The sequence below is a fragment of the Bacillus sp. N12A5 genome (assembly GCF_026790125.1).
Classification (GTDB): Bacteria; Bacillota; Bacilli; order Bacillales; family Bacillaceae; genus Bacillus.
Window position 1 is genome coordinate 289,212 of the sequence record NZ_JALAMR010000009.1, and the last position, 23,387, is coordinate 312,598.

16 protein-coding genes and 1 pseudogene are annotated in these 23,387 nt (G+C 43.7%); 6 read left to right on the plus strand and 11 right to left on the minus strand.

Annotated elements, in window-relative coordinates:
• The first annotated feature begins 146 nt into the window (after positions 1-146).
• Positions 147-1,757, plus strand: coding sequence for an SWIM zinc finger family protein (locus tag MOC09_RS12965; RefSeq protein ID WP_268360230.1), 1,611 nt, complete (start codon positions 147-149; stop codon positions 1,755-1,757).
• Positions 1,744-4,512, plus strand: coding sequence for a DEAD/DEAH box helicase (locus MOC09_RS12970; protein WP_268360229.1), 2,769 nt, complete (start codon positions 1,744-1,746; stop codon positions 4,510-4,512). Before MOC09_RS12965 ends, MOC09_RS12970 begins: the two co-directional genes overlap by 14 nt.
• 128 nt (positions 4,513-4,640) lie before the next feature.
• On the opposite strand, the gene MOC09_RS12975 is transcribed toward MOC09_RS12970, so the two are convergent.
• The 4 genes from MOC09_RS12975 to MOC09_RS12990 all read right to left on the minus strand — a co-directional run bounded on the left by MOC09_RS12975 (position 4,641) and on the right by MOC09_RS12990 (position 7,301).
• On the minus strand, positions 4,641-5,498 hold the full coding sequence (locus tag MOC09_RS12975) for a Cof-type HAD-IIB family hydrolase (protein WP_268360228.1): 858 nt from the start codon (positions 5,496-5,498) through the stop codon (positions 4,641-4,643).
• Between the two features lie 5 nt (positions 5,499-5,503).
• Positions 5,504-6,280: a transcriptional regulator GlcR gene (glcR, locus tag MOC09_RS12980; protein WP_268360227.1), complete on the minus strand. Its 777-nt coding sequence runs from the start codon at positions 6,278-6,280 to the stop codon at positions 5,504-5,506.
• A 219-nt stretch (positions 6,281-6,499) separates the two neighbouring features.
• Complete coding sequence (gene ssbB / locus MOC09_RS12985) at positions 6,500-6,841, minus strand: single-stranded DNA-binding protein SsbB (protein ID WP_268360226.1); 342 nt, start codon at positions 6,839-6,841, stop codon at positions 6,500-6,502.
• 76 nt (positions 6,842-6,917) lie between these two features.
• Entirely contained in the window at positions 6,918-7,301 is a 384-nt protein-coding gene (locus tag MOC09_RS12990) for a hypothetical protein (RefSeq protein WP_019259681.1), read from the minus strand.
• 176 nt (positions 7,302-7,477) lie between these two features.
• Here MOC09_RS12990 and MOC09_RS12995 point away from each other — a divergent pair, with 176 nt between their 5' ends.
• A complete protein-coding gene (locus MOC09_RS12995; protein ID WP_268360247.1) occupies positions 7,478-7,888 on the plus strand; it encodes a YwpF-like family protein in 411 nt (136 codons plus the stop codon).
• A gap of 117 nt (positions 7,889-8,005) precedes the next feature.
• Here MOC09_RS12995 and MOC09_RS13000 read toward each other — a convergent pair whose 3' ends face one another.
• The 3 genes from MOC09_RS13000 to MOC09_RS13010 all read right to left on the minus strand — a co-directional run bounded on the left by MOC09_RS13000 (position 8,006) and on the right by MOC09_RS13010 (position 16,103).
• On the minus strand, positions 8,006-8,644 hold the full coding sequence (locus MOC09_RS13000) for a class A sortase (protein WP_268360225.1): 639 nt from the start codon (positions 8,642-8,644) through the stop codon (positions 8,006-8,008).
• 94 nt (positions 8,645-8,738) lie between these two features.
• Positions 8,739-14,705: a SpaA isopeptide-forming pilin-related protein gene (locus MOC09_RS13005; protein ID WP_268370752.1), complete on the minus strand. Its 5,967-nt coding sequence runs from the start codon at positions 14,703-14,705 to the stop codon at positions 8,739-8,741.
• 321 nt (positions 14,706-15,026) lie between these two features.
• Positions 15,027-16,103, minus strand: a complete 1,077-nt coding sequence (locus MOC09_RS13010) for a response regulator (RefSeq protein WP_268370754.1) — start codon at positions 16,101-16,103, stop codon at positions 15,027-15,029.
• An 850-nt stretch (positions 16,104-16,953) separates the two neighbouring features.
• Here MOC09_RS13010 and MOC09_RS13015 point away from each other — a divergent pair.
• Positions 16,954-18,168, plus strand: a pseudogene (locus MOC09_RS13015) (ATP-binding protein); the annotation flags it as partial.
• A 228-nt stretch (positions 18,169-18,396) separates the two neighbouring features.
• The gene (locus tag MOC09_RS13020; RefSeq protein ID WP_268360246.1) at positions 18,397-19,377 is read left to right on the plus strand and encodes a histidine kinase; all 981 of its coding nucleotides are present in this window, start codon (positions 18,397-18,399) and stop codon (positions 19,375-19,377) included.
• A 70-nt stretch (positions 19,378-19,447) separates the two neighbouring features.
• Here MOC09_RS13020 and mscL read toward each other — a convergent pair whose 3' ends face one another.
• Both mscL and fabZ read right to left on the minus strand, forming a co-directional pair.
• The gene (mscL, locus tag MOC09_RS13025; RefSeq protein WP_268360222.1) at positions 19,448-19,840 is read right to left on the minus strand and encodes a large conductance mechanosensitive channel protein MscL; all 393 of its coding nucleotides are present in this window, start codon (positions 19,838-19,840) and stop codon (positions 19,448-19,450) included.
• Positions 19,841-19,912: 72 nt separating this feature from the next.
• Entirely contained in the window at positions 19,913-20,338 is a 426-nt protein-coding gene (gene fabZ / locus MOC09_RS13030) for a 3-hydroxyacyl-ACP dehydratase FabZ (protein ID WP_003221796.1), read from the minus strand.
• A gap of 191 nt (positions 20,339-20,529) precedes the next feature.
• On the opposite strand from fabZ, the gene rapD reads away from it, so the two are divergent.
• The gene (rapD, locus tag MOC09_RS13035; RefSeq protein WP_268360221.1) at positions 20,530-21,594 is read left to right on the plus strand and encodes an aspartate phosphatase RapD; all 1,065 of its coding nucleotides are present in this window, start codon (positions 20,530-20,532) and stop codon (positions 21,592-21,594) included.
• Between the two features lie 20 nt (positions 21,595-21,614).
• On the opposite strand, the gene flhP is transcribed toward rapD, so the two are convergent.
• Both flhP and flhO read right to left on the minus strand, forming a co-directional pair.
• Positions 21,615-22,424, minus strand: a complete 810-nt coding sequence (gene flhP / locus MOC09_RS13040) for a flagellar hook-basal body complex protein FlhP (protein WP_268370755.1) — start codon at positions 22,422-22,424, stop codon at positions 21,615-21,617.
• A 32-nt stretch (positions 22,425-22,456) separates the two neighbouring features.
• Entirely contained in the window at positions 22,457-23,269 is an 813-nt protein-coding gene (gene flhO, locus MOC09_RS13045; RefSeq protein WP_268360219.1) for a flagellar hook-basal body complex protein FlhO, read from the minus strand.
• Positions 23,270-23,387: the final 118 nt, after the last annotated feature.

Here is a 23,387-nt window from a genome sequence, read left to right on the forward strand (position 1 = left end):
TTATCAATTTGCAATCTCTAATACATCATTCGACACATCCCATTTTTTATGTCCTTTTTTAGGAAAAACTTTTTCAGGCCGATGTGTTGCGATATAATAGAGAAATTGGATCTTTTTATTACGTGACTCGGTTAGGAGCGATAATCATGCTTCAGAATATGATTTCCAAAGACGATGTGCTGGCATCTGCTGAACAGTTAAAAGAACTTCTTCCTTACAATGAAGAAAATGTTCAGCTGATCAAAAAAGCCCTTATTTTATATCGGCAGGATTCAGTCTATCGTTTACAAGCAGTGAGTCCGACGGAAGTTACGGCTTACGTGCAGGATGTTGTGCCTGTACGGGTCACATTGAACTTGTTTGTCATAGTCAAAAGCGGCTGTTCATGTCCGTCCGGAAGAATCTGCCGCCATATGCTGGCTGTGTTTTTATATGTATATGCAATGTTCGAGCGGGTGGGTACTTTTACAGAGTATTGGCTGGAGCGGGAAAAGCTTGAGGAAAGCAAAGAGCTCGTCCGCCGCCAGTTTCAGGAAAAGGTGCTGCCTAATGAAGAATCGCTTTCAAGCTGGCTTGCTTTTTTTGATTCAGAGTTCTCTCTCTGGCAGGCGCGCACGCCGGAAGGCAGCCAAAACATGCAGGGCCTCTATTATGGGTACCTGTCCGCATTAAAAAAGCATGCGCCGAACAAGCCGGAGCTGAAAAGCCTGTACCAGATTCATTCCGCGATTGCGGTTTGGCTTCGCATGTTCACATTGATTGAAGCAGGCAAGCTGAACCCCGAGCAAGATTTTTATTCCCTCAATCCGTACGTTGAACAGCTGATGGATACAATCTACAGCTCTATTGATAAATTAAAAACATACGCGCTGTCTTTTGCGCTTGATCCATTTTTGGAAAAAACACCGGATGTTATCCGAAACTTGCTGCTGAAAGAAGAAATTTTTCAATATGAACGCATCCGCATCTTCGGTGAAATTTGGAGTGCGCTGCTGGCCCGCCCAAAATGGGTGGTGCGCGAACAGGAGATTTTGAAAAAAGAAGCCGGACGGCGTTTTTCCCCTGAATTGCAATTCGGGCGCCTGCATTTGGAATTCTTGCAGAAGAATGATGATGCTATTTTTGCGGAAACCGATCAATTCCCGCCGGAAGCGCTGCCGTATACGTTTCAGTGGCTGAGTGAAATCACGGCCAAGAAGGATTGGAGACGGCTGAAAATATGGTACCAGCGGATTGAACCGATTGCGATGGGTTATACGAAGCTGGATAAGCCGTTTAAAGAGATTCGCGACGTGATCGGCGAGCTGTTCCTTCTCCTGAATGCCTATGTGAAGCAAACCAATGACCAAGCGCTGTTTGAACGCTATGCCGCGGGCTGTCTGCCGTATACGTTCACAGAATACAGCCATCATTTATATGAGAAAAAACGATATGCCGAGTGGATCGAGATTCACAGCCTTGTCGGCTTTTCCATCTATGAAATGGATAAAATCATGCTGAAGGAAATTGCAGCGAGCGATCCGGAGGCGCTTATACCGGCTTATCACAGAGAAGTGGCCTTTTTTATCGATCAGAAGAACCGCAGCTCGTACAAGGAAGCCGCCCGGTATTTGAAAAAATTGCGCACCCTGTACAGAAAAGCGAAGAAAATGAAGGTGTGGGAGCGGTATATTCAGCAGCTGAGCTCGCATTACAAGCGCCTGCGCGCACTTCAAGAAGAACTGCAGAAAGGAAAGTTGATTGATGGCGAGTCTTAAAGAAATTCTCATTCACGTCGAACAAATGGAAGATGGATCATTTACACTCTCAGCCTTTGATGAGAATGAGCAGCCTCTTCCCTACAGCCACATGAAAAAGCATTTGTTCCAATGGCACGAATCCTCATTTTACGGAACCTTTCTTGAGGATGTCAGCTTCATCGGGACAACCGCTGTTTTGCTTTCTCCATGGATGACTGTAGAGCTTCTCGGCAAAAACTCGTTCAACTCATTCAGCTCCGTGCAGCTTACAGAAGAAACGGAGCCGCTGATCGAGGCGGCATCGACCATCTATGAATTTATCGCGGACGGCGATTTTCTGCCTGACTATGAAGCGTGGACAAACGGGGTTTTTCGCTGGAAGGACCGCGACAATATACTGGATGGCTTTACCGCGGATTGGTTTTCCGCTGCCGTGCAGGATTACATCCAATATGACGATGACCTGCGGGAGAAATGGGAACACATCAAGGAGAAATCGCCTGCGGTCACGACATTCCGCGGACATTTTCTCGATGAAACGGATTTTCTTGAAGGGATCGGCTGGATTGACGATCAATCTCCATTTACAGTCGGCCTGCGCTTAAATGAACCGGACTTCGACGGAGACGATTGGAAAATTGAGTTGTTTTTACGGGATAAAAAGAGCGGCGCTGTAGAATTCTTTGACGGACTGAAGAGCCTCAAAAAATCGTGGCAGGCATACAGCGATAAAATCGCGCGTGAGCAGGATCGCTTTCACAGAACGGTTCCATGGCTGTCATTTGATTCCGGCACAACGCTGATTTCCGAGGAAGAAGCCTGGATCTTCCTGTCAGAAGCGAGTGAGACGCTTGTCGATATGGGCGTTGAAATTCTCCTCCCTTCCTGGTGGCAGATTGTCAGAGACAGCAACATGATGCTGAAGGCAAAGGTGTCGTCCGCTCCGCGCGGCGAGTCATTTGTCGGCATGAATGCGCTGCTCGATTTCAATTGGCGGTTTGCGACAAATGGAATTGAGCTGACTGAGGCTGAATTTAATGAGCTCGTCGCCAACAACAGGCGCCTCGTTAATATCCGCGGACAATGGGTAAAAATCGATCCGCAGTTTATCAAACAGATGAAGCGCCTGATGGAAAAAGCGGAATCAGAAGGACTCCACATGTCTGATATTCTGGCCCGCGAACTAATGGATCAGCAGGAAGGCGGGCCAGAAGACGCAGATCTGATTGATACAACCGCTTTTGCCGGCATTCAATTTGATCTGTCCAAACAGCTCAGGTCACTGATCCGGAAGCTCACTGCCGCGGAAAATCTGCCGGAGCACGAAGTCAGTCCTTCTTTCAAAGGAACGCTCCGCCCTTATCAGAAATACGGCATGAACTGGCTGCTGTTTCTAAGGGAAAGCGGTTTTGGCGCCTGTCTGGCTGATGATATGGGGCTTGGAAAAACAATTCAAATGATCGCCTATTTCCTTCACGTGAAGGAAAGCGGCCGGCAAAAAACGCCGAATTTGATTATCGCGCCGACATCTGTACTCGGCAACTGGCAGCGAGAGCTTCAAACCTTTGCCCCTGGTCTGTCTGTCGCTCTCCACTATGGGCCGCGCCGTCCAAAGGGTGATGATTTCAAAGCGCATTATGAAAACGCAGATGTGGTACTCACTTCATACGGACTGTCGCATGCCGATTCGGAAGAGCTGTCTTCTGTGACGTGGAGCACGATCTGCCTTGATGAAGCGCAAAATATTAAAAACGCGCATACGAAGCAATCACGCGCCATCAGAAAGCTTAAAGGGGTTCACCATATCGCGCTAAGCGGCACGCCGATGGAAAACCGCTTAACGGAGCTGTGGTCCATTTTTGACTTCATGAATAAAGGCTACCTTGGCAGTCTGACAGGTTTCCATAAACGCTATGTGCTGCCGATCGAAAAAGACCGGGACGAAAAGAGAATCGGACAGCTCCAGCAATTAATTCGGCCGTTCCTTCTCCGGCGGACGAAACGGGATGAGGAGGTCGCGCTCAACCTTCCTGAGAAGCTGGAAGAAAAAGAATTTATCCCGCTGTCAGCCGAACAGGCATCACTTTATGAGCAGCTTGTCAAAGACACATTTGACCATATGACGTCACTGACCGGTATGCAGCGAAAAGCCTTGATTCTCAGCATGCTCGGACGGCTCAAGCAAATATGCGATCATCCTGCACTCTATTTAAAGGAAGATCAAACCGAACTGCTGGCCGGCAGATCGGTCAAGCTCGAAAAACTGCTTGAGCTCATGACAGCGATCCGCGCCCAAAACGAAAGCTGCCTCATTTTCACGCAATACATTCAGATGGGGAACATGATGAAGCGGCTGCTTGAAAAAACGTTTGGTGAACCTGTGCAATTTTTAAACGGGAGTCTCTCCAAGCAAGAGCGGGATACACTCGTAGAAAAATTTCAGAAGAAAGAATACCCGACACTGATTCTTTCACTCAAAGCTGGAGGCACCGGGCTTAATTTGACCGCTGCCAATCACGTCATCCATTATGACAGATGGTGGAACCCAGCGGTTGAAAATCAAGCGACTGACCGGGCATACCGCATAGGGCAAGAGCGCTTTGTCCACGTGCATAAAATGATTACGACGGGAACAATCGAAGAAAAAATTGATGTCATGCTCGAATCGAAGCAAACGCTGAACGATCAAATTATCCAAAGTGAAAACTGGATTACCGAGCTTTCCACACAAGAACTCGAAGAATTATTTACATTGAGCGCCTCAGCGCAATAATTAACTATAAAAAAAGCTGGCTCCTAAAAGAGCCAGCTTTTTTCCGTTCATAGCCGTCACGCCGAATTTCCCAAAGAATCCGTTACGCCGGTTATCAACAGGATACACTTTTGGTGCAGCATATAAACCTACAGCAAATTCTTAATCATATAGGCGACGCCGTGTTCGTCATTGGTCAAGGTGACAGCGTCGGCCATCGCTTTGATATCTTCCCGCGCATTGCCCATCGCTACACCCTTGCCCGCAGCCTCCAGCATTGATTTGTCATTTAAGCTGTCACCCACAGCTGCGGTTTCTTCGATCGGAATATTCAGCCGTTCCGCAAGCCTCTTCAGCGCCTGCCCCTTAGAAGCTTTGCGGGAAGAAAGCTCAAAGTTGTGCTCAGCAGAACTGACAAGCGTCAAATCTTCAGCATGCTCATATCTTTTCCAGCCTGCCTCAAGCTTCTCTTTGAAGAAGGAAAAGCCGAGAATATTATAAAAGTCGATCTCCTGATCGGACTCAAACAGTTCTTGAAACGAGCCAATGTAAGCAAAACCGGATTGGCTGTATTGCACCTCGGCCGCCTGCATCAGCACGGAAAGATCCGCGTCCGGATTCGCGCTCTTAAATCGGTCCAGCTCAACATCAAGAAGTTCTCTCCCGTTTTGCGGCGTATAAATGGCTGAACCCGTGAATACCTCGTAGTAATAGTTTTCCGACTCAAGCCATGAGAGAATGTCATAGGCCTGTTGTTTTTCAATGGTTTCCTGATGATAAAGCCTGCCGTCAGGATCGTGAATAACGGCGCCGTTTGCGCTGATGACCCACGTTTTGATTCCGAGCGGCTTAAAGATCGATTCGACGTCAAAATGAGCGCGTCCAGTAGACACCACCACTTCAATGCCGTCCAGCTGTGCCTGCCGCAGTGCGCTTTCATTTTCCAAGCTTACCTGATGCTTGCTGTTGAGTAAGGTTCCATCTAAGTCAATCGCAATTAATTTCACGTTTGTCAGCCCTTTCCTTCATCCTGCTCTGTCACAAGAAGTTCTACACCGTTACGGTCAAGCAAGTCACAAAACCCCTGACTCGGCAGCCTGTCTGTGATCAACAGATCGATTTCGCTCAGCTCCGCATATTGATAAAAACTGGTGCTTCCTAGCTTCGAATGATCTGCAAGCGCGATCACTTGCTTTGCCTGCTGAATCATTTTTCGTTTGACCATTCCATCTTCTTCATGCGCAATCGTAATGCCATGCTCAGAAATGCCCACTACACCGATGAGCGCTTTATCGACGTGGTAGCTTGAGAGCTTTTCAATCACAGAGGCGCCGTACAGAAAACGGTGCTCCTTTTCCAGCTTGCCTCCGAGCAGATAGATTTCAATTCCCTCTTTATCGGACAGCACGTCCGCAAGATTAATCGAGTTGGTGATTATCGTACAATCACCCGCATTCAAATGCTTTGCACATGCCTGAACAGTTGTAGAGGCGTCTAAAATCACACGGTCACCATCATGTATGAGCGATGCGGCAAGCCTGCCGATCTTGTTTTTTTCTTCTGATACTGTTTTCAGGCGGCCAGAGTAGTTTTGAATTTTCTGATGCACAGTCGGCAAAATGGCCCCGCCCCTTGTGCGAATGATGGCATTCTGTTCCTCCAGCTTCACGAGATCCCGTCTCGCTGTATCCCTTGATACTTGAAGGAGCGTACAGATTTGCTCCGTTGTAATTCGGTTATGCTGTTTTAAAAAATCCAAAATCGCTACTAATCTTTCTTCTTGGTACACGCCCTCATTCCTTTTCTTAGCATTCATCTTTAAGTAATTATAAGTTTTTACTCAATTACAATCAACATTATTAAGTGGTTTTAAGCGAAAATGCATCTTAAGAACCAATTTTTCCTAAAAAGAAAAACCAGTCTGGTCGACTGGTCAATGTTGAGGGGATGATGCGGGGATCCGATTAATCATGAATGGATGGGATAGAAACGGGGAGGAGCAGAGGGATCAATCGGCAGCTTTTTCCCGGGGTTTAGTGTCCATAAAACGAACAGTATCTGCCAGCACTTCGGTTACATACACGTTAACGCCCTCTGCGTTTTCATAGCTTCGTGTCTGGATCCGTCCGCTTACACCGACGAGAGAACCTTTTTGGCAATACAGCGCCGTGTTTTCAGCTGTTTTTCTCCAAAGCGTGCAATTGACGTAATCAGCCTCAATTTCACCTGAAGCGTTTTTGAAGCTGCGGTTTACCGCGAGCGTAACGTGTGCAACTGCCGCACCGGCGGAAGTGTAGCGAAGCTCAGGATCTTTTGTAAGACGTCCGACAAGCATGACCTGATTGAACATGCGATTCCTCCTCTCCTTGCGGTTATAAGTATTGTAGATGATGCAATGAGAAAAGAAAAACGCTTAAAAATGGCTTTCAGCCTCTGTTTTTATCCTTCGTTTTCATTTTTCCTTCAGCTAAAAACATCTTTTGTTTTTTCCCTTTAAAGAAATATGTGCTTTTTAAAAACCGGAAAAAGATTTGCTTTGTCAGCCAATTTTGCGTATTCATACACACATAGGAAGAGCCATCCCATGCAAACCACTGAAAGCTCAATTTTTTTTCCGGCAATGACACCTCAATTTTATACTGCTCCATGCCATCGTGTGTTTCGTATAAAAAACTCATCCTCCCTTTTTTGTTCAAATGAACCTCAAACACTTCTTTACGGCTTAATATATATGCTTCATCCTTTTGAATCAAACGGTTTTCAGAAGGAGTGCCGTCAATATAGATTTCTTTTAAACGAAATTGATTCATACCACATCTCTCCGTAATCCATAGTCAGTTACAGTATAATGAAAAAATAGAAATTATTAAATGTTTCGCTAATACAAAATTCTTTAGCCCCAGCATTGCAGCATTTTTTCCTAGAAAACGTTTATGTTATAATGGAAGGCAAGAAATCTTTGGAAGTAATCGGGGTGAGAAAAGAAATGAAAACCTTCAAACTGGTTGACTTGAATGTGGAACGAGTGGACAAGGAAGAGAAATCAATTGAACAGTTTCCCCTTATTGACGGACTGATTATAAATAAAGAAGACGGTGAAAATCACTGGCTGATCGAGGCGCTTGTACCGACAGAACACCTGTCTTTTTTTGAACAGCTTCAGAACAGCCAAACTGAAGCCAAAGTATTTGTAACGATCACGAAAAAAAGCAACCGCCCCGCCCAGCTGACAGCGGCAGTGAAAAATATTGTCAAGCTGGAAGAAAGCATACAGGTTTTAATCTACGGACAAATGGTCACTAGAAAACAGCAAGGCACTGAGACCATTCTGGAGTCTCTTGTAAAAGAGGGCTATACAGGAACAAAACTGATTGAGGCGTTTAAGCAAAAAATATAGGGGACATTTTTCCGAGAGAACCGGCTCAGAAGCGAAGAGCCTCAAAATATATTCTGCATTAAAAAAACTGCCGTTTTGAACGGCAGCTTTTATTTTCGTGCTTTCACTCTTGCATTTTTAATTTGTATGGCCAAAGGAATCAACCAATTTCCCTTTAACAACGAGACGCCCTTCGGTTTTGACCGCCTTGTCACATGTGATTAACGTAATCTCCTTTTTGTTTGTCTCCTCAATTACCTCAGCATCCATCTCCGATATGATGTCTTTCGATGTCACAGAAAAGATATAATCCTTTTTAAAATCAGTGATAACAATTTGGGCACCTGTTTTTATGTTTTCCAGAGGTCCGAACAAAAGGCTCTTTTGCTTCAGATGATGGCCCGCCAACGGATAATTTCCCTCGCCCATTTTCTGATCCGGGCGCATTGTTGCCGCCCCGATCAAAAGATTGTCGTTGGTAGTGCCTTTTAGGATCGGAAGCTCCAGACCGATACTTTTAATGGTGATCCGCCCGATGATCGTTTTCTGATCGTGATCAAAGCCAGCCTTTATTGCTTCCATCAAATCAGGCGGCTGGATGGAGTCAAATTCAAAAACCGCTTCTTTCTCATTATTTTCTTTCAGCTGCTCCACAGTTAATGCCGACTCAGTCTGGCTTTTGCTAAGATAGGCTATGATTCCCCCTTTGATATAAGGAGAAGAGATCAGCAGCAGTCCGAAAAGAATGAACACCGTCATGATCATTTTCTTGTACATGCAAAAAAATTCCTTTCTTATGCTTCTCAAAAATAAGCGTAGCACTTTTAAAAAAGCACCTGATCGGTTCTTCAATGATCAGGTGCCTTCATATTTATCCTTTTCTTTGCTTCTTTCTTGAGGCAACGGCTAAGCCTCCGCCTGCCATAAGCAGCAGAATACCAATCATGGCTGTCAGCATGCTGTCTGTATCTCCGGTTTTCGGAAGGGTTTTATCTGTGTTCGGCTGACCATTCGAGCTGCCATCTGTACCATTGGTTTTCGAGTGATCTCCGTCATCCTTCATGTCTCCACCCGGCGCAGGTTTATCAGGTTTGTCATGTTTGTCAGGTGTTGGTGGCGTTTTTACTTTCTGATTAGAAATCACGATCTCGACAGCTTTTGGCTGTCCTTTTTCTATTGTGAATTCAATCGGTGTTTCATCCAGTTTGTAACCTTCTGGTGCCTTTGTTTCAATCAATTGATAGCTTCCCGGCGCAAGCCCGTTTACTGTGAACTGGCCCTGTTTATCCGTTTTCCAGAGTTCAGGCAGCTCTTTTCCATAGCCGTCAGTTTTTACAGGCTTGCCGCTTGCGTCCACTAACTTGAATTCAGCGCCCTCCAAAACTGTCGTTTTATCGTCTTGATCCACTTTCGTCACTTTCACGTCACCTGGTGCCAATATGTTTTCCGCGGTGATTTTGACTGGCTTTGTGTCAGTATTTGTGATCTTGAATGATATAGGTGTTTGATCCAAATGATAATCCTTAGGCGCTTTTATTTCGACAAACTGATATTCGCCAGCTTTGAGGCCGTGAACCGTAATCTGTCCTTTTTCATCGGTAGTCAAGCCGGATTTCAGCACTTTTCCGTTGGCGTCTGTCAGATTGAACTCCGCGCCTTGCAGAACTTTATTTTTATCTTGCTGATCCACTTTGGTGAGAACGACAAGGTTCTTCGTATTAACTGCTGTCACTTTCACTTGTTCAGGTTTGCCGCCATCTTCAGCTTTAATGGTGAATGACACTGGTTTTTCGGATAAAAGATATCCATCTGGCGCCTGTTTTTCAACAAATTGATAGCTTCCCGGCGCTAACCCGTCAACTTCAATTTTGCCGTCTTCTTTTGAGACTAGATCATCTCTCACTGTTTCCCCATTGCTGTCAGTGATTTTGAATACCGCGCCTGCTAAGCCTTTTCCATCTTGATCTTCTTTCGTCAGCTGAACCGATCCTTGATAGTTCATGACGATCCCGGCATTCGCGGATTTTGGCTTTCCTGTTGCTGATTCAGAAATGGTAAACTCTTTTTTCTCCGTGTTTAGCACATAACCGGCTGGCGCTTTTGTTTCAACAAAGGCGTAACGGCCCGGCGCAAGGCCTGAAGCTGTGATATTCCCGTCTTTATCGGAAGTCAGCTCTTCTTGAACCGTTTTTCCTTCTTGGTCAATGATTTTAAAGACGGCTCCTTCAAGTTTTTGGCCTTCAGCATTCTCCTTCGTGAGCTGAGCAGAGCCTTTATGGTTAATCGCGATCCCAGCATCCACTGGCAACGGCTTTCCTGCTGCGGAATCAGAAATCGTAAACTCTATTTTCTCCGTGTTTAACACATAGCCGGCTGGCGCTTTCGTTTCAACAAAGGCATAGTGTCCCGGCGCAAGGCCTGAAGCTGTGACTTTCCCGTTTTTATCTGATGCCAGCTCTTCTTGAACCGTTTTCCCTTCCTTATCGATAATTTTAAAGACGGCTCCTTCAAGCTTCTGGCCATCGCCATCTTCCTTTGTTAACTCAACTGCGCCTTTATCATTTACAGCAATCCCGGCATCTGCGGATTCAGGCTTTCCTGCTGCTGATTCTGAGATCGTAAATTCTTTTTTCTCCGTGTTCAGCACATAGCCGGCTGGCGCTTTCGTTTCAACAAAAGCATAACGTCCCGGCGCAAGGCCCGAAGCCTCTATTTTTCCGTCCTTATCCGAGGTCAGCCCCTCTTGAACAGTATTTCCATCCTGATCGACAATGTTGAATACTGCGCCTTCAAGCTTCTGGCCCTCAGCATTTTCCTTCGTCAGAGAGACTTTTCCTTGGTAGTTGGTCATTGCTCCCAAATTCACATCGGACACTTGATTCTGTTCATTTTTTGCGATGGAGAAGTGAATTGCTTTTGTATTTACGATAAAGCCTGCCGGTGCTTTCGTTTCTGTCAGGCGATAGTAGCCCGCCGGCAAACCGTTCATTTCCACTTTTCCGTTTTTATCTGATTTTATGTCTGTTCGTATGAGAGTATAGGTGCCGTCATTTGACTTTTTCTCCAGCTTGAAAACAGCACCAGCCAAAGGTTTATTTTGTTCATCTTGTTTGATAAGCGTCACCTTGTTCTGTTGATTTACGACTTTGTACAGCGCTCCTGCCTTAGAGGAATTTCTGTCTATCTTAACAGGGACCCCTTTTACATAAGCATCGCTGATCGTATATCCGTCAGGCGCTTTTACTTCTTTTAATACGTAGGAACCGTAGCGGATATTTCCGAATGTAAGCTTCCCGTCAGCATCTGTCGTGCCTGTGCGCAGGAGCTGCTTGGCGTCCTCAGACCATAATTGAAAGTCTGCTCCTTCAAGAGCTTTATCGTCCTCACCTGTTTTAAAGATCGTCAGGCTTCCTTTTTCTCCAGATCCGGAACCGTCGCCGCTTGAAATGGCAACAAAGATCGAGCTGGTGTTTTCCTGAGTCTGCTCTTTCACATTTGTTCCTGAAATGGACACCTTATTTTTAACATGGCCGTTCGTTCCGGCTATGTTAATCAGAGACCGGTATTTGATCACATAGGCACGGTCAATTTGCTTATAGCTGCCTATGAATGTCAGGACAAACGATTGTTCACCGGTTGTATTGTTGGTTTTGATGTCTAACGTGTAATCTTTGTCTTTTTGAAGCTCGACATCGCCCGCGGTCAGATTGCCGCTGCTGTCTTTGACCACACCGTTTTCATCATATTTTGCTTGATATACTTTAAAAGAATCTGCATCTAGTATTTGATTTTCGTCCGGCGTGTCAGTAACTTTTACGTCATCCAGCGTTGATTGGCTGGAGTTGACATTAATGTTCCAATCGATATAGCTTCCATTTTGTTTGCCGCCTTTGAAAACCAGATTTCCTCCGTTCGTAACTGAAACAGATCCCGTCAACGTGCGGTCTGCATAACCGTCATTATAGTATGTTGCCTTGTTTGTGTACTGGTTCTGATCTATGACCTGCCCCTTGAGTGATGTTTTAAACTCAATCAGATATGGTACAGAATCGCCTGTTTTAAGGTGTACCGTCAGAGTCCGTTCATTTTTCTCTGAAGGCTCTTCGACATCATACTTGGAAGGGTCAAGTGCGTCTCCTTCTGTGATGGAGCCGTTTTTATTGATCGTATAGCTCTTAACCACAACGGAACCCGGGACAAATTGCTGAGGGTCTGTTATGGCATCTTTGATATAAGGGTTTTTCGTCGGCTCGCCATTATAATTGACGCCGATTTTCCACGTGATTTCCTTTGAAACCGCGTTGTATGAACCGTTCTTGAATCCATTATTTGTCGTCTGATGATTCGGCGTAAAACCGCTTGATACCTTATTCGTGCGCTCGTTGCCGTTTTGATCAGTCCATGTTGACTGAGCTGTATTCTTGACGCTTTCGTTAGAATAATCAGCATTGAATGTTGTTGTGTAAGTCATCTTAAATTGACTGTTTGTTTTTTTGTAATCCCCGATCAATGCCAAAGTAAAGCCTTGATGGCCGGGTTTTTTTGTCAACGTGTAATCTTTGTCTTTCTGTAATGTCCTGTTGTTTGTTATATCTTGAATTTTGAACGAGTCATCAATCAGAACCAGCCCGCCGCTTTCGAATTGATCATCCAGCGTCCAATTATTCATCTCATAGTTGTTTTTATTAACTGTAATCGTCCAATCAGCCGTCTTTTTCTCATAATCAACATTTGAATACCCTTTGATGAGGTTCTGTTGAATGGCTATTCCAGAAGCTTCTTTTGAATCCCCTGTTCCGGTCACCACGCTGTTGGTGTATGTTGTCGATTTATCAATGATCACGCCGCTGTTGACCTTTGTTTGATATGTGATTTTGTAAGCGCTGGTAATGGTTTTATTAAATTTGACTTCAAATCCGCTTCCATTATCGATCAGCGTATAGTCCTCGCCTTCCTTTAAAGGCGTTCCCGCTTGCTCGCTGCCGTTCTGTCCAAAGGTAATAGGAATAACCTTCAAAGAATCTTTCACAAGATGCAAATCGCCAGTTCCAAAAGAATCTTTAATGCTGGCCTTGGATTGGTCGATCTGTTTCTCACCGTAATTGTATGAAAGAGCCCAGCTGAATGTTTGAGATTCTCCATCATAGCCGGTCGATGATTTCGCGATCATTTTTCCATATTTAGCTGCAACAGTGGCTTCGGCAGAAATGGGTTCCAGGTTGTCTCCGCTGAATGCCGCCTTGTTCGTCAGCGTTAGATTTCCGCCTTCACTCGGCTTCGCACTATTGTCAATGTCAGTTTCGTATACAAGGCGGTAGGCTGAATCAATCGTCCCATCAAATGTGACATTTCCTTTTGAATCAACGCTGTAGCCGGAAGAAACTTCATTTCCTTTGCTGACAGAACCATCAATGTTCACATTGAGTTCATACACTTTAACTGAACGGTAGATTAAGCCCTCTGGAAGGCTTTCCGTGAGTTTGGCATTTTTGACTTGATCCAATTTTTTATTGACATCGACCGTCCATGTTACTTTGCCGGGGTTGATGCCTTTATCCAGCACACCTGATTTATCAATGGTTTTACTTACATTTGGCTTAAAATAAACCGTTGTTTCAGGAGTATTGGAATTCACAGGGAAAGGAATCTTTTGTGTTGTCGATCCCGTTATTTTTTTCTCGTTGAACTGCGTATTGATAACCAATGTGCCTTTGACATTAGAACTTTCTTTTACCTCGCCGTTAAATGTCATGACCACATGTCCGTTCGTATCAATAGAAAACGTCCCGTAGGTGGTGTCTCCGGCGCTTAACGGCAGGTTCAAAATGTCATTATGCATAATAAATTCTTTAGGTAGATCAAATTCATATTTATCGCCGACATTGATTGTTTTTCCTAAATCGTCAGGAATGGCCCAATCAATTGAAATTTTCACTGGAGAATTCGTATCGGCGCGATTGCCCTTGTCATATGGTTTTCCGTTTTCGTCCGTCAATGTCACGCCGGTTAAAATAGTTTGCGTGATTTGTTTTTCTTCAGTTTGCAAGCTTTTGAAAGCTGATTGACTTGAGGATGACACTTTTTTTGAATCATCGCTCTTTGGAGAATCACTGCTCTTAGAGTCTGCTGATGGTTTTGGTTCCTCTTCTTTGGGTTCCTTGCTGACTGAAGGTGCAGATTTGTCATCTGTCCCTTTCTGATCTTCCGTATTATCAGAAGAGTCGTTTTTTGGCTCTTCCGCCTCAGCATCTGGTGTTTCATCTTTCTTGATAGGGATGATCACCTGCTGGGTGTTGCCTCCCCCTAGTTGAAAAAGGGCTGCTACTGTATGTTCATCGTCTTTTACATCTGCAGTAAACATGGCTGACAGTGTAATAGTCCCCTTGGCATCAGGAAAATCCGCGGACATGCTATTTAATTTCACCGTCAGAGTGCTGCTGCCCGCTGGCACTTGATAGCTGCCGATGACCTGATCAGCAGATTTGACCTCACCTTTGGCACCTTTATCAAATGTAAAGCTTTTAGGTATCTCCACATGGATATCCTGTTCACTTACTGCTTCTTTATCATGTTTTAATGACCATTCGTATGTCAGTGTCACTTCATCTCCCGGCTTTAATGCCGGTTCGTTTCCTTTTGACCCGTCAACTACCTGATGATTGACGTCTTTGACCGTCACTGAATCGAAGAATTGGCTGTCGCTTGACGATACACCCACAGCCTCCGCTGTAAGAGTATAGCTGGCAATCTGGCTGAAAAAGAATAAGATGGCCAGACTGATGATCATAACGATCCGCCCGCTTTTTTTCAGCCCTGAGGGAAAGCTCCTCGTTCTCAACTTTTCATTCCTCCCTTTTCATATCTATTTTTCACTTGCCGATTGATCCGCGAGACCGAAACTCAAGTCTCATCCCAAAAAAATAACTGTTCATGCCGAATGAGTGTAACAACTAAGATTTGCCATCCGAACCAAACTACATTGTATGAAATGGAACTATACAAATTCTGTACAACTAAAAACGGACTGAATAGGAGATATGAAGTTTCAAACGGAGACTCATGGAGAGGGCCTGCCCTGAAGATGACATGTACAAAAAGAAAACCAGTGTGCATTGATAGGGCACACTGGCTGGAAACGGCTTTTTGCTATGAACATTTTTTAATTAATCTGATCCTTTATTTGTTTGTAGCGCTGATATTCTTTTATTGCCTCTTCTATCTTCCCGTTTTTGTTAAATAGCTTCAGCTTGAATTGCATAATTTTATGATCGAAAGGCTCAATTTTCTCGGCCTGCAGGCAAATGTCCATCGCTTGATGATCGTTCCTTTCACAAATGAGAAAATCGATCAGTTCATAAGCCTTTCCAAGCCAAAGCTGGGCAAGACGTGTCTTTTCCGGTTCTGCCCACAGATAGCCGTGCTCCGTCAGGTAATGATTTTGATAGGACATGAACATATCCATGTGCAGATGTAATGTAGCTGTATTGAGCGGGGGCGCCTCTTTTAGTGACTGTTCCCAGTCCACAACATCAATTTTTGCCCCTGAGAGCCGAAGAATATATCCTGCGTCGGTCTTCTCGATTGTTTGGCTGAAAGGGATCTGGCTGAGTAATTTCCGTATCTGATATATGGTAGAGTAGAGTTGGGTGCTTGCTTTTGAGACATCATAATGAGGCCAAAAAAGATCGATTAATGAGTCTTTACTGACTACACGCCCTTGATTATGAAGTAAAAAGGTGTATATTTCGCGCGCTTTAGATGTTCTCCATTTGACGGGAATGTTTGTTTTGGCACCTTTTAAGATCTGATGAAACTGCAGGTTTCCAAAACATTGGATCAAATAACGCGCCTCGGTATTTTCCACAGATGCTCTAAGCATGTTATTCGTTCTGATTCGCTCAACAGTTGTCTCGAGCCGCTTGTAAATAACAGGCTTTAGCAAATAATCGATAGCATTCAGCTCAAACGCCTTGATAGCAAACTCATTATAGGCCGTGATGAAAACGACTTGGATGTCCTCATTCATCGATTGAATCGCTTCAGCAAGTTCAATGCCATTTACCCCCGGCATTTCAATATCAAGAAACACCGCATCTACAGCAGCAACCCCAGGATGATCCAGAGCTTCAATCGGATCTTGATACGCCGTAATCGATTGAAAGGCGTTTGTCCGTTCAAGCATATTTTTTAAGTGAAGCAATGCCAGGTGCTCATCATCAACAATTAACGCTTTCACAAAACATCCCACCCTATATGCAAAATCGAGATATCAGTAAATAACTTCTATTATATCATGCCAAATAGCCCCATTAATTGGATTCTTTTTCTTTCTATTGTAGCTTTTAAAAGTTTGCATTTACAATATTTATAAAAAATAGGAATCTAAAATGATCCTATTATAAAGGAGCATTGGTATGAAAGAAAAATTCATTTTCATTTCGATTATTTTCGGTTATGCCGCATTCTTTATGGCTTTTATAGCCATTGATCATTTCTCTGGATCAACACTTCCTGCAGCAAAGCATGGGGTCATGAACTTGGAGAACTGGGATTTTCAGAAGAATGGGAATGTACAGCTGAACGGAAAGTGGACATTATATCCAAATCAGATTTTGTCGCCAAAAGAGATTGCTATATCAAAAGGAAAAGATCCCCTCTTCGTTGATGTCCCCAGCAATGTGAAGCTGGCCAAGCAAGGCATCAACGTGGATTACGGAACGTACAAGCTGACGATCAGATCAAAGCTAGACAATCAGGTTTTCGGGATCAGCACGTCGTTTATTTACAGTGCAAATCGCATCTATTTTAACGGACAACTCATAGGGCAAAGCGGCAGCCCTTCAAATAAACCTGATTTTTCAGCACAAAACAGGCCGTATACGAGCTTTTTTTCGCTTCACAAGGGTGATAATGAAATTGTCGTGCAATTTTCGAACTTCGGAAAAACGCCGGGGTGGGGAATCGCAAAGCCGATTACCTTTGGAACCCAGGACCAAATAGTGCGGGAAAACAAAATTTCCTTTCTTAATGATTCAATTATGATTACAGCTTTTTTCATTACCGGATTATATTTTCTTGGCTTTTTCATGCAAAGAAAAAAGGATAAACATTTGCTGTTTTTTTCTGTTATGTGCCTTCTGTTTTCATTCATTATACTGATGATCGGAAAAGAGCGGATTATATTTCTCCTCTTTCCGTCCATTTCATTTTCATTGCTAAATTCAATGAGGGCAATCTCAACTGTGTTTGTCAGCATTGCTGTTTTTCTCTATCTCTATTTTGCTTACAAAGAGATTGTGTCAAAACGTTTTATTCTTATAGCCACCGTTTCTTCCGGGCTGGTCTTGATCATAGATTTTTTAACCGTGGGGTTTATCGGCCATTCCTCATACATATTACATTCTGTGCTAGCCGTTTCGACCCTGGTTTATATTACATATATTTTTACGATTGCAGCGATCCGCAAAATGGAGGGAAGCCTGTATCTGACAATCGCTTCTATATCAATGAGTGCTTTTGTCATTTTAACGACCATCTCCGCTTACAGCGGAAAAACGGCTTTTTCCTTTAATTCGATCTACTCCTTGCCAACAGTCATTGCGTTGTTAGCAGTTGTTCTTCTAATGGCACAGCAATTTGCCGGTGCATTCCGCGAAAATGAAGTGCTGTCGTGGAAACTACTCAGGGTTGACCGGCTGAAGGATGAGTTTATAGCGAAAACATCGCATGAATTTAAAACACCTCTGAACAGCATTATTAATATATGCCAAACGTTGCTGGCCGGCAAAGGAAAAAGAACGATAGAAGAAGAGAAAGAAAACATGCAGCTTGTGATCCGCATGGGCTACAGGCTGTCCAATCTGGTGAATGACATCCTGGATTTAGAAAAAATAAAGCAAGGCTTGCTTCAGATTCATCCGGTGCCTGTTGATATTTATACTTTAGTTTGTTCTGAAATGAATTTCTATAATCTCTTATCGAGACATAAAAACTTAAATATTATGAATCACATTCCAGACGACCTTCCTTTAGTGCTCACAGATGAAAACCGCTTCCGCCAAATATTAACCAACTTAGTAGACAATGCAATCAAGTATACAGCGGAGGGCCAAATCACACTTTCTGCTTCAAAACTGAACGATACCATGATCAAGGTGACAGTTACGGATACCGGAAGCGGCATTTCCGAAGCCGATCGCCAAACCATCTTTGAGTCTTTTCAGCAAGCAGAAACGAATAAAGACGACGGAGCCGGTCTTGGCCTCAGTATTGTCAAACAGCTGGTCCAGCTTCAAAACGGAGACATTTGGGTCGAATCAGAGGAGGGAAAAGGGTCGGCATTTCATTTCACTTTGCCAATTGTCCATCATGAATCCGTGCCTGAAAATAATACAAGTCTTCCAGAATTACAATCCGGGCTAGAGATGACCGGTATCTCTTTAAGCACGCCCTATTACTCTGAGAAAATTGACGCTCCAACCATTCTGATTGTCGATGATAACATTGACAGTTTAAAAATTTTAAGCGATATGCTTGAAGGCGTGCCCTACAATGTAATTGCTGCAAAAAACGGAAAGGAAGCATTAGAAGTGGTTTCTTGCACAAAGCTTGATTTGGTGATTCTGGACTTGATGATGCCGGATATGACTGGTTTCGAAGTCTGTACGAGAATTCGTGAACGATTCAGTATGGTTGATCTTCCGGTTCTGATCATTACAGCAGCCATTATCGGCCACGACAAATACAAGGCTTTTCATGCCGGAGCGAATGACATCTTGCAAAAACCTTATCATTACTCTGAATTTATGGCGCGTATCAAAAACCTGATTATGATGAAGCATACAGCAAATCAAGCCACAAGAATGGAGATGGCTTTTCTCCAGTCGCAAATTAAGCCTCATTTTCTTTACAACGTATTAAATACAATCATTTCTCTCAGTCATTTGGATATTGAAAAAGCGCGGGAGATAACGGCTGAATTTACCAACTATTTAAGAATGAGTTTTGATTTCCAAAATACATCAGCCATCAGTTCATTCAGAAACGAGCTTTCTATTATCAGTTCCTATCTCTCCATAGAAAAGACGCGCTTCGGCGACCGGCTGGACATTCTTTTCGATATAGACAAAGACATTGACTTCATCCTTCCGCCTTTAATGATTCAGCCATTGGTGGAGAATGCCGTTCATCATGGCGTCAGCAAGAAAAGGGGCGGAGGATGGATCAAGCTGACAGTTAAAAAACAAAGCGGGAATGAGTATTACATTAGAGTAGAAGATAACGGCGTCGGTATGCCTCCGGAAAAACGAGAAGATCTCCTATCTTCCGATTTCGATCGCAGCGTCGGATTAAAAAATATCAACCAGCGGCTGAAACATTTTTGCGGAAGCGAATTGGAGATCAGCAGCACCCCAGATGCCGGCACCTCTGTTTCGATGCTTATTCATCTTGCTGAAACAATAGAAAGCCCCGAAACATTAAACGAAGCGAAGGGCCCGGAACTGACCTAAAAGACAACTCTATATGCGTATCCCTTCCAAACATAAAAGAAGACCGCCGTTCTAAACGGCAGTCTTTTTTTTATTCCGGCGATCTTGTTTGCTGCTTCAGCAGGTCTCTGATTTCTTTCAGCAGCTCCTCTTGCGCATCCAGCGCTTCCTCCGCCGCCTCTTCTTCTGCTTCTTTTTTGCGCCTTAACCCATTCAAAGTCCGAATGACGATAAAAATGGAGAACGATATAATTAAGAAATTCACAATCGTCTGTATAAAGCTGCCATACTTCACTACAGCATCGCCAAACGTAAAAGACAAACCTGAAAAATTAAGCCCGCCAAGCAGCAAACCCACCAAAGGCATGATGATATCATTTACCAGAGATGTGACGATCTTGCCGAATGCGCCGCCTATTACAACACCAATCGCAAGATCTACAATATTTCCCCGCATGGCAAAGGCTTTAAATTCTTTCCACATTCAATCACCCGCATTTCTATGTTTGTAAGAAAAAAAAGACAAATGGCCTGTTGCCCATTTGCCTTTTTTCTTTTATTCTCCGAGAGCAAAAGTCAGTTCGACTTCACAAACGACTTCGCCATCGACTGTGGCTACCCCTTTTCCGCGCCCGATTGTACCTCGCGCACGAATAATTTCAACCTCAAGGTGAAGCTGATCACCAGGCTTGACTTGTTTTTTAAACCGGCAATTATCAATGCCTGCAAAAAACGCCAATCTGCCACGGTTTTCTTCTTTAATCAGCATCGCAACAGCCCCGACTTGAGCAAGCGCTTCTACAATTAATACGCCGGGCATGACCGGATACTGTGGAAAATGTCCGTTAAAGAACTCTTCATTAGCAGTTACATTTTTATAGCCTTTTGCCCGTTTGCCCTCTTCAACTTCCGTAATCCGGTCTACAAGCAAAAACGGATAACGGTGAGGGATAATTTCTTTAATTTGCTGAGTATCAAGCATTCTCTTGACATCTCCTTTATCTGCATTAGTATGTATAGCAATCATTAAAGATCGAATCTGTACATTTGAAAAGTATATTATGAATTAATCCCTTTTTCAACCGCGCTAAAATGTAACCAACTGTCAATGAGAGCCGTCAAAAGTTATGATATGATAATTATAGATTTTACCAATAGCAAAGAGGTAGGAAAATGATTTCGAAGTTTATTGAAAAAAGGATGCAAAACATGTTAGACGAGTGGTATTCCGCAATGAGCAAACGCAAAATGAATCACGTTTGCACACTGAAAGAGAAAATTGACCAGCACCTTCCGAAGCTCAAAAAGAATACAAAACTTTGGATGCGTTATCAATTGTTTCAGGCCCGTCATCAGCTGCTTTTTGAGAATCAGGACGGACTTGACTCCTTGTTCGATGATCTGTACGGTCTGGAAGACAAAATGGATGATGAATTGAAATATTATCTGTATTTTTTCTCAGGATTATATGAAATGGTAAAAACAGCTCCGAAACATGCAGTGAATCATTTTAAAAAAGCTGAACAGTACCTTTCCGCCATTGAAAATACGTTTGAAGCCGCGGATTTATATTATCAAACCGCCGGCGCCTATTACTTGATGAAATCACCGCCGCTTTCCATCCAATACGTCAATAAAGCATTACACATCTATTTACATCAATTCGGCTATATAAAAAAGGTGATCACCTGCAAGCTGCTGCTCGCCGTTAATTATATTGATCAAGAACACTATGAAAAAGCTGAACAGCTTTTCAAAGAAATCATTAAGAAAACCCAGCAATTACATGACGAAAACCTGCTTTGCCACGCTTACTATAATCTCGGCTTTTTAAAAGCAACCGAAAAAAAAGACCAGGAAGCGCTTCTTTACTTTAAAAAAGTATTAAAGAATCAAGAATTTGAAACGAATTCACCAGTCTCGTATCTGCATTGTGTGTATGAATCTGTCAGAGCGCTTTTTAAAACAGGAAAGATCACAGAAGCAAAAGCCGTCCTGCAAAAAGGGAAAGAATTATCTGAAAAGGTAGACATTCAAACGATTTACTTAAAATTAAAAACACTTGAAGCGCTCTACACCTCAGCGGAAGACCCCTATGAGCAGCTGCTCGAATATGTGCTTGAATTAGAAAAAATCGAGGCGTGGGTGGATTTAGAAGTGCTGTTAGAAGATATCACGGAATACTACAAAAAAAAGGACGATTTCGAAAAAGCCGCATTTTTTATCATGCGCGGCTGATTGAAAACGCCCCTTTCTTATTATCTGACTGAATTGATTAAACCGAGCATTTGATCCCCCATTGTAATCGTTCTGCTGTTCAGCTGATATGAACGCTGGGACGTGATCAAATCTGTCATTTGTTCTGAAATATCGACATTGGACATTTCAAGAGAGCCCTGCTGCATGCCGATGTTCTGTCTATTCGCGCCATTCAGCTCTTCAAAAGCTGCGGCATTATCAATAGTGAAAAGGTTATTCCCTTCAGATTTCAGCGCTTGAGGGTTATTGACTTGGACAACGCCAAGATTAAACCGCTGAACCGCGTTACCGTCAGATGCGGTTAATGTGCCGTTTTTATTAATGGTGATATTCTTCATTGAGCTGTCAATGGTCACTGTATTACCGTTTTCATCAAGCACCGGATATCCATCCCCAGTGACGAGCTGAAGCTGGTTGGCATTCGCAGCTGACGGTGTTACATACAGCGCTCCGTCCCTCGTGTACTGGCGGTTTCCGTTTACGTTCACCTGAAGATATTGGTATGGAGACGTAAATGCGATATCCAAATCGCGATCCGTCTTCTGAATGCTTCCTTGATCAGACACAAGCCGTGAATTCATCATCGCTCCGACGCCAAGACGCAGGCCGGGCGGCGTTTGTCTGGCTTTTGCCACTTCCTCGTTTTTTTCATCAACCTGATCGAATTGCTGTCTGACAAGCTCAGAAAAATTCGTATCTTTTGCCTTATAGCCGGTTGTGTTGCTGTTTGAAAGATTGCTGCTGATTGTGTCAATCTGCTGCTGCAGCTGGTTTAAGGTTGTTGATGCCGTAAGCATTGACCTGAGCATAGTTGATGTCCCCCGTTTTTTCTTCCGTTATCTTAGATTTTTCCGATTTCATTGGCTGCTTTATCCATACTTTTATCGTAAGCCTGAATAACCTTCTGATTGGCCTCAAACGATCTGTACGCTTCAGTCATTTCTGTATAGGCGCTTGTTACGTCCACATTTGAAAGCTCAGAGACGCCTTGTTTTAATGAGTAGGATACCTGGTTATTTCCTGCTGCGCTTGGCAGATCATTGCCGTCCGCCGTGCTGTACAAATTATTTCCGTCCCTCTTCAGATTTCGGACATCCTCCGCCATTCTGACATCAATCTGGCCGGCTGTCCGTCCGTTCGTTGTCACAGTACCGTTTTCAGACACAGTAAAATGTTCATTATCAACAGTAATTGGCTGGCCATCAGTCGATAAAATTGGATTTCCGTTGATCGTCAGTTGATTATTCTCGTTTAGTGAAAACGTGCTGCTTTTTGAATAACGGATTCCGTCCGCTGTTTGAACCGGATAAAAAAGAGCCGCGTTTTCATTGGTTTCCTTATGAACCGGAACTTGATTTTCGACCAATGTGATGTCTGTAGGCTGATCTGTGGACTTCAAGCTTCCCTGTGTGAAAAGGGGCTTAAGCTCCTGCATATACACACCGGTATTTACGGAACCGATTTCTGTCCTCGATGTTCCGGCCGGAGATTTTGATTCTATTCGGCTTAGCAGCATCTCAGGGAACGCGCGCATAGAGCCTTGATCCGCTTTATATCCGGATGTATTTGCGTTTGCAATGTTATTCGAAAGCATTTCCGTTCTCCGCTGCTGGGCGATCATTGCGGATGTTGCTGTATATAATCCTTTTAACAAATTTCCCACCTCTAAAATGGCATTTTTTCCAGTTGTCATCTAGGAACGTTCGTTCTATAATAAAAATCAGTATTTTATCCTATTATCGTCATTTAACAGCTATTCGTGAAGGCTTTTC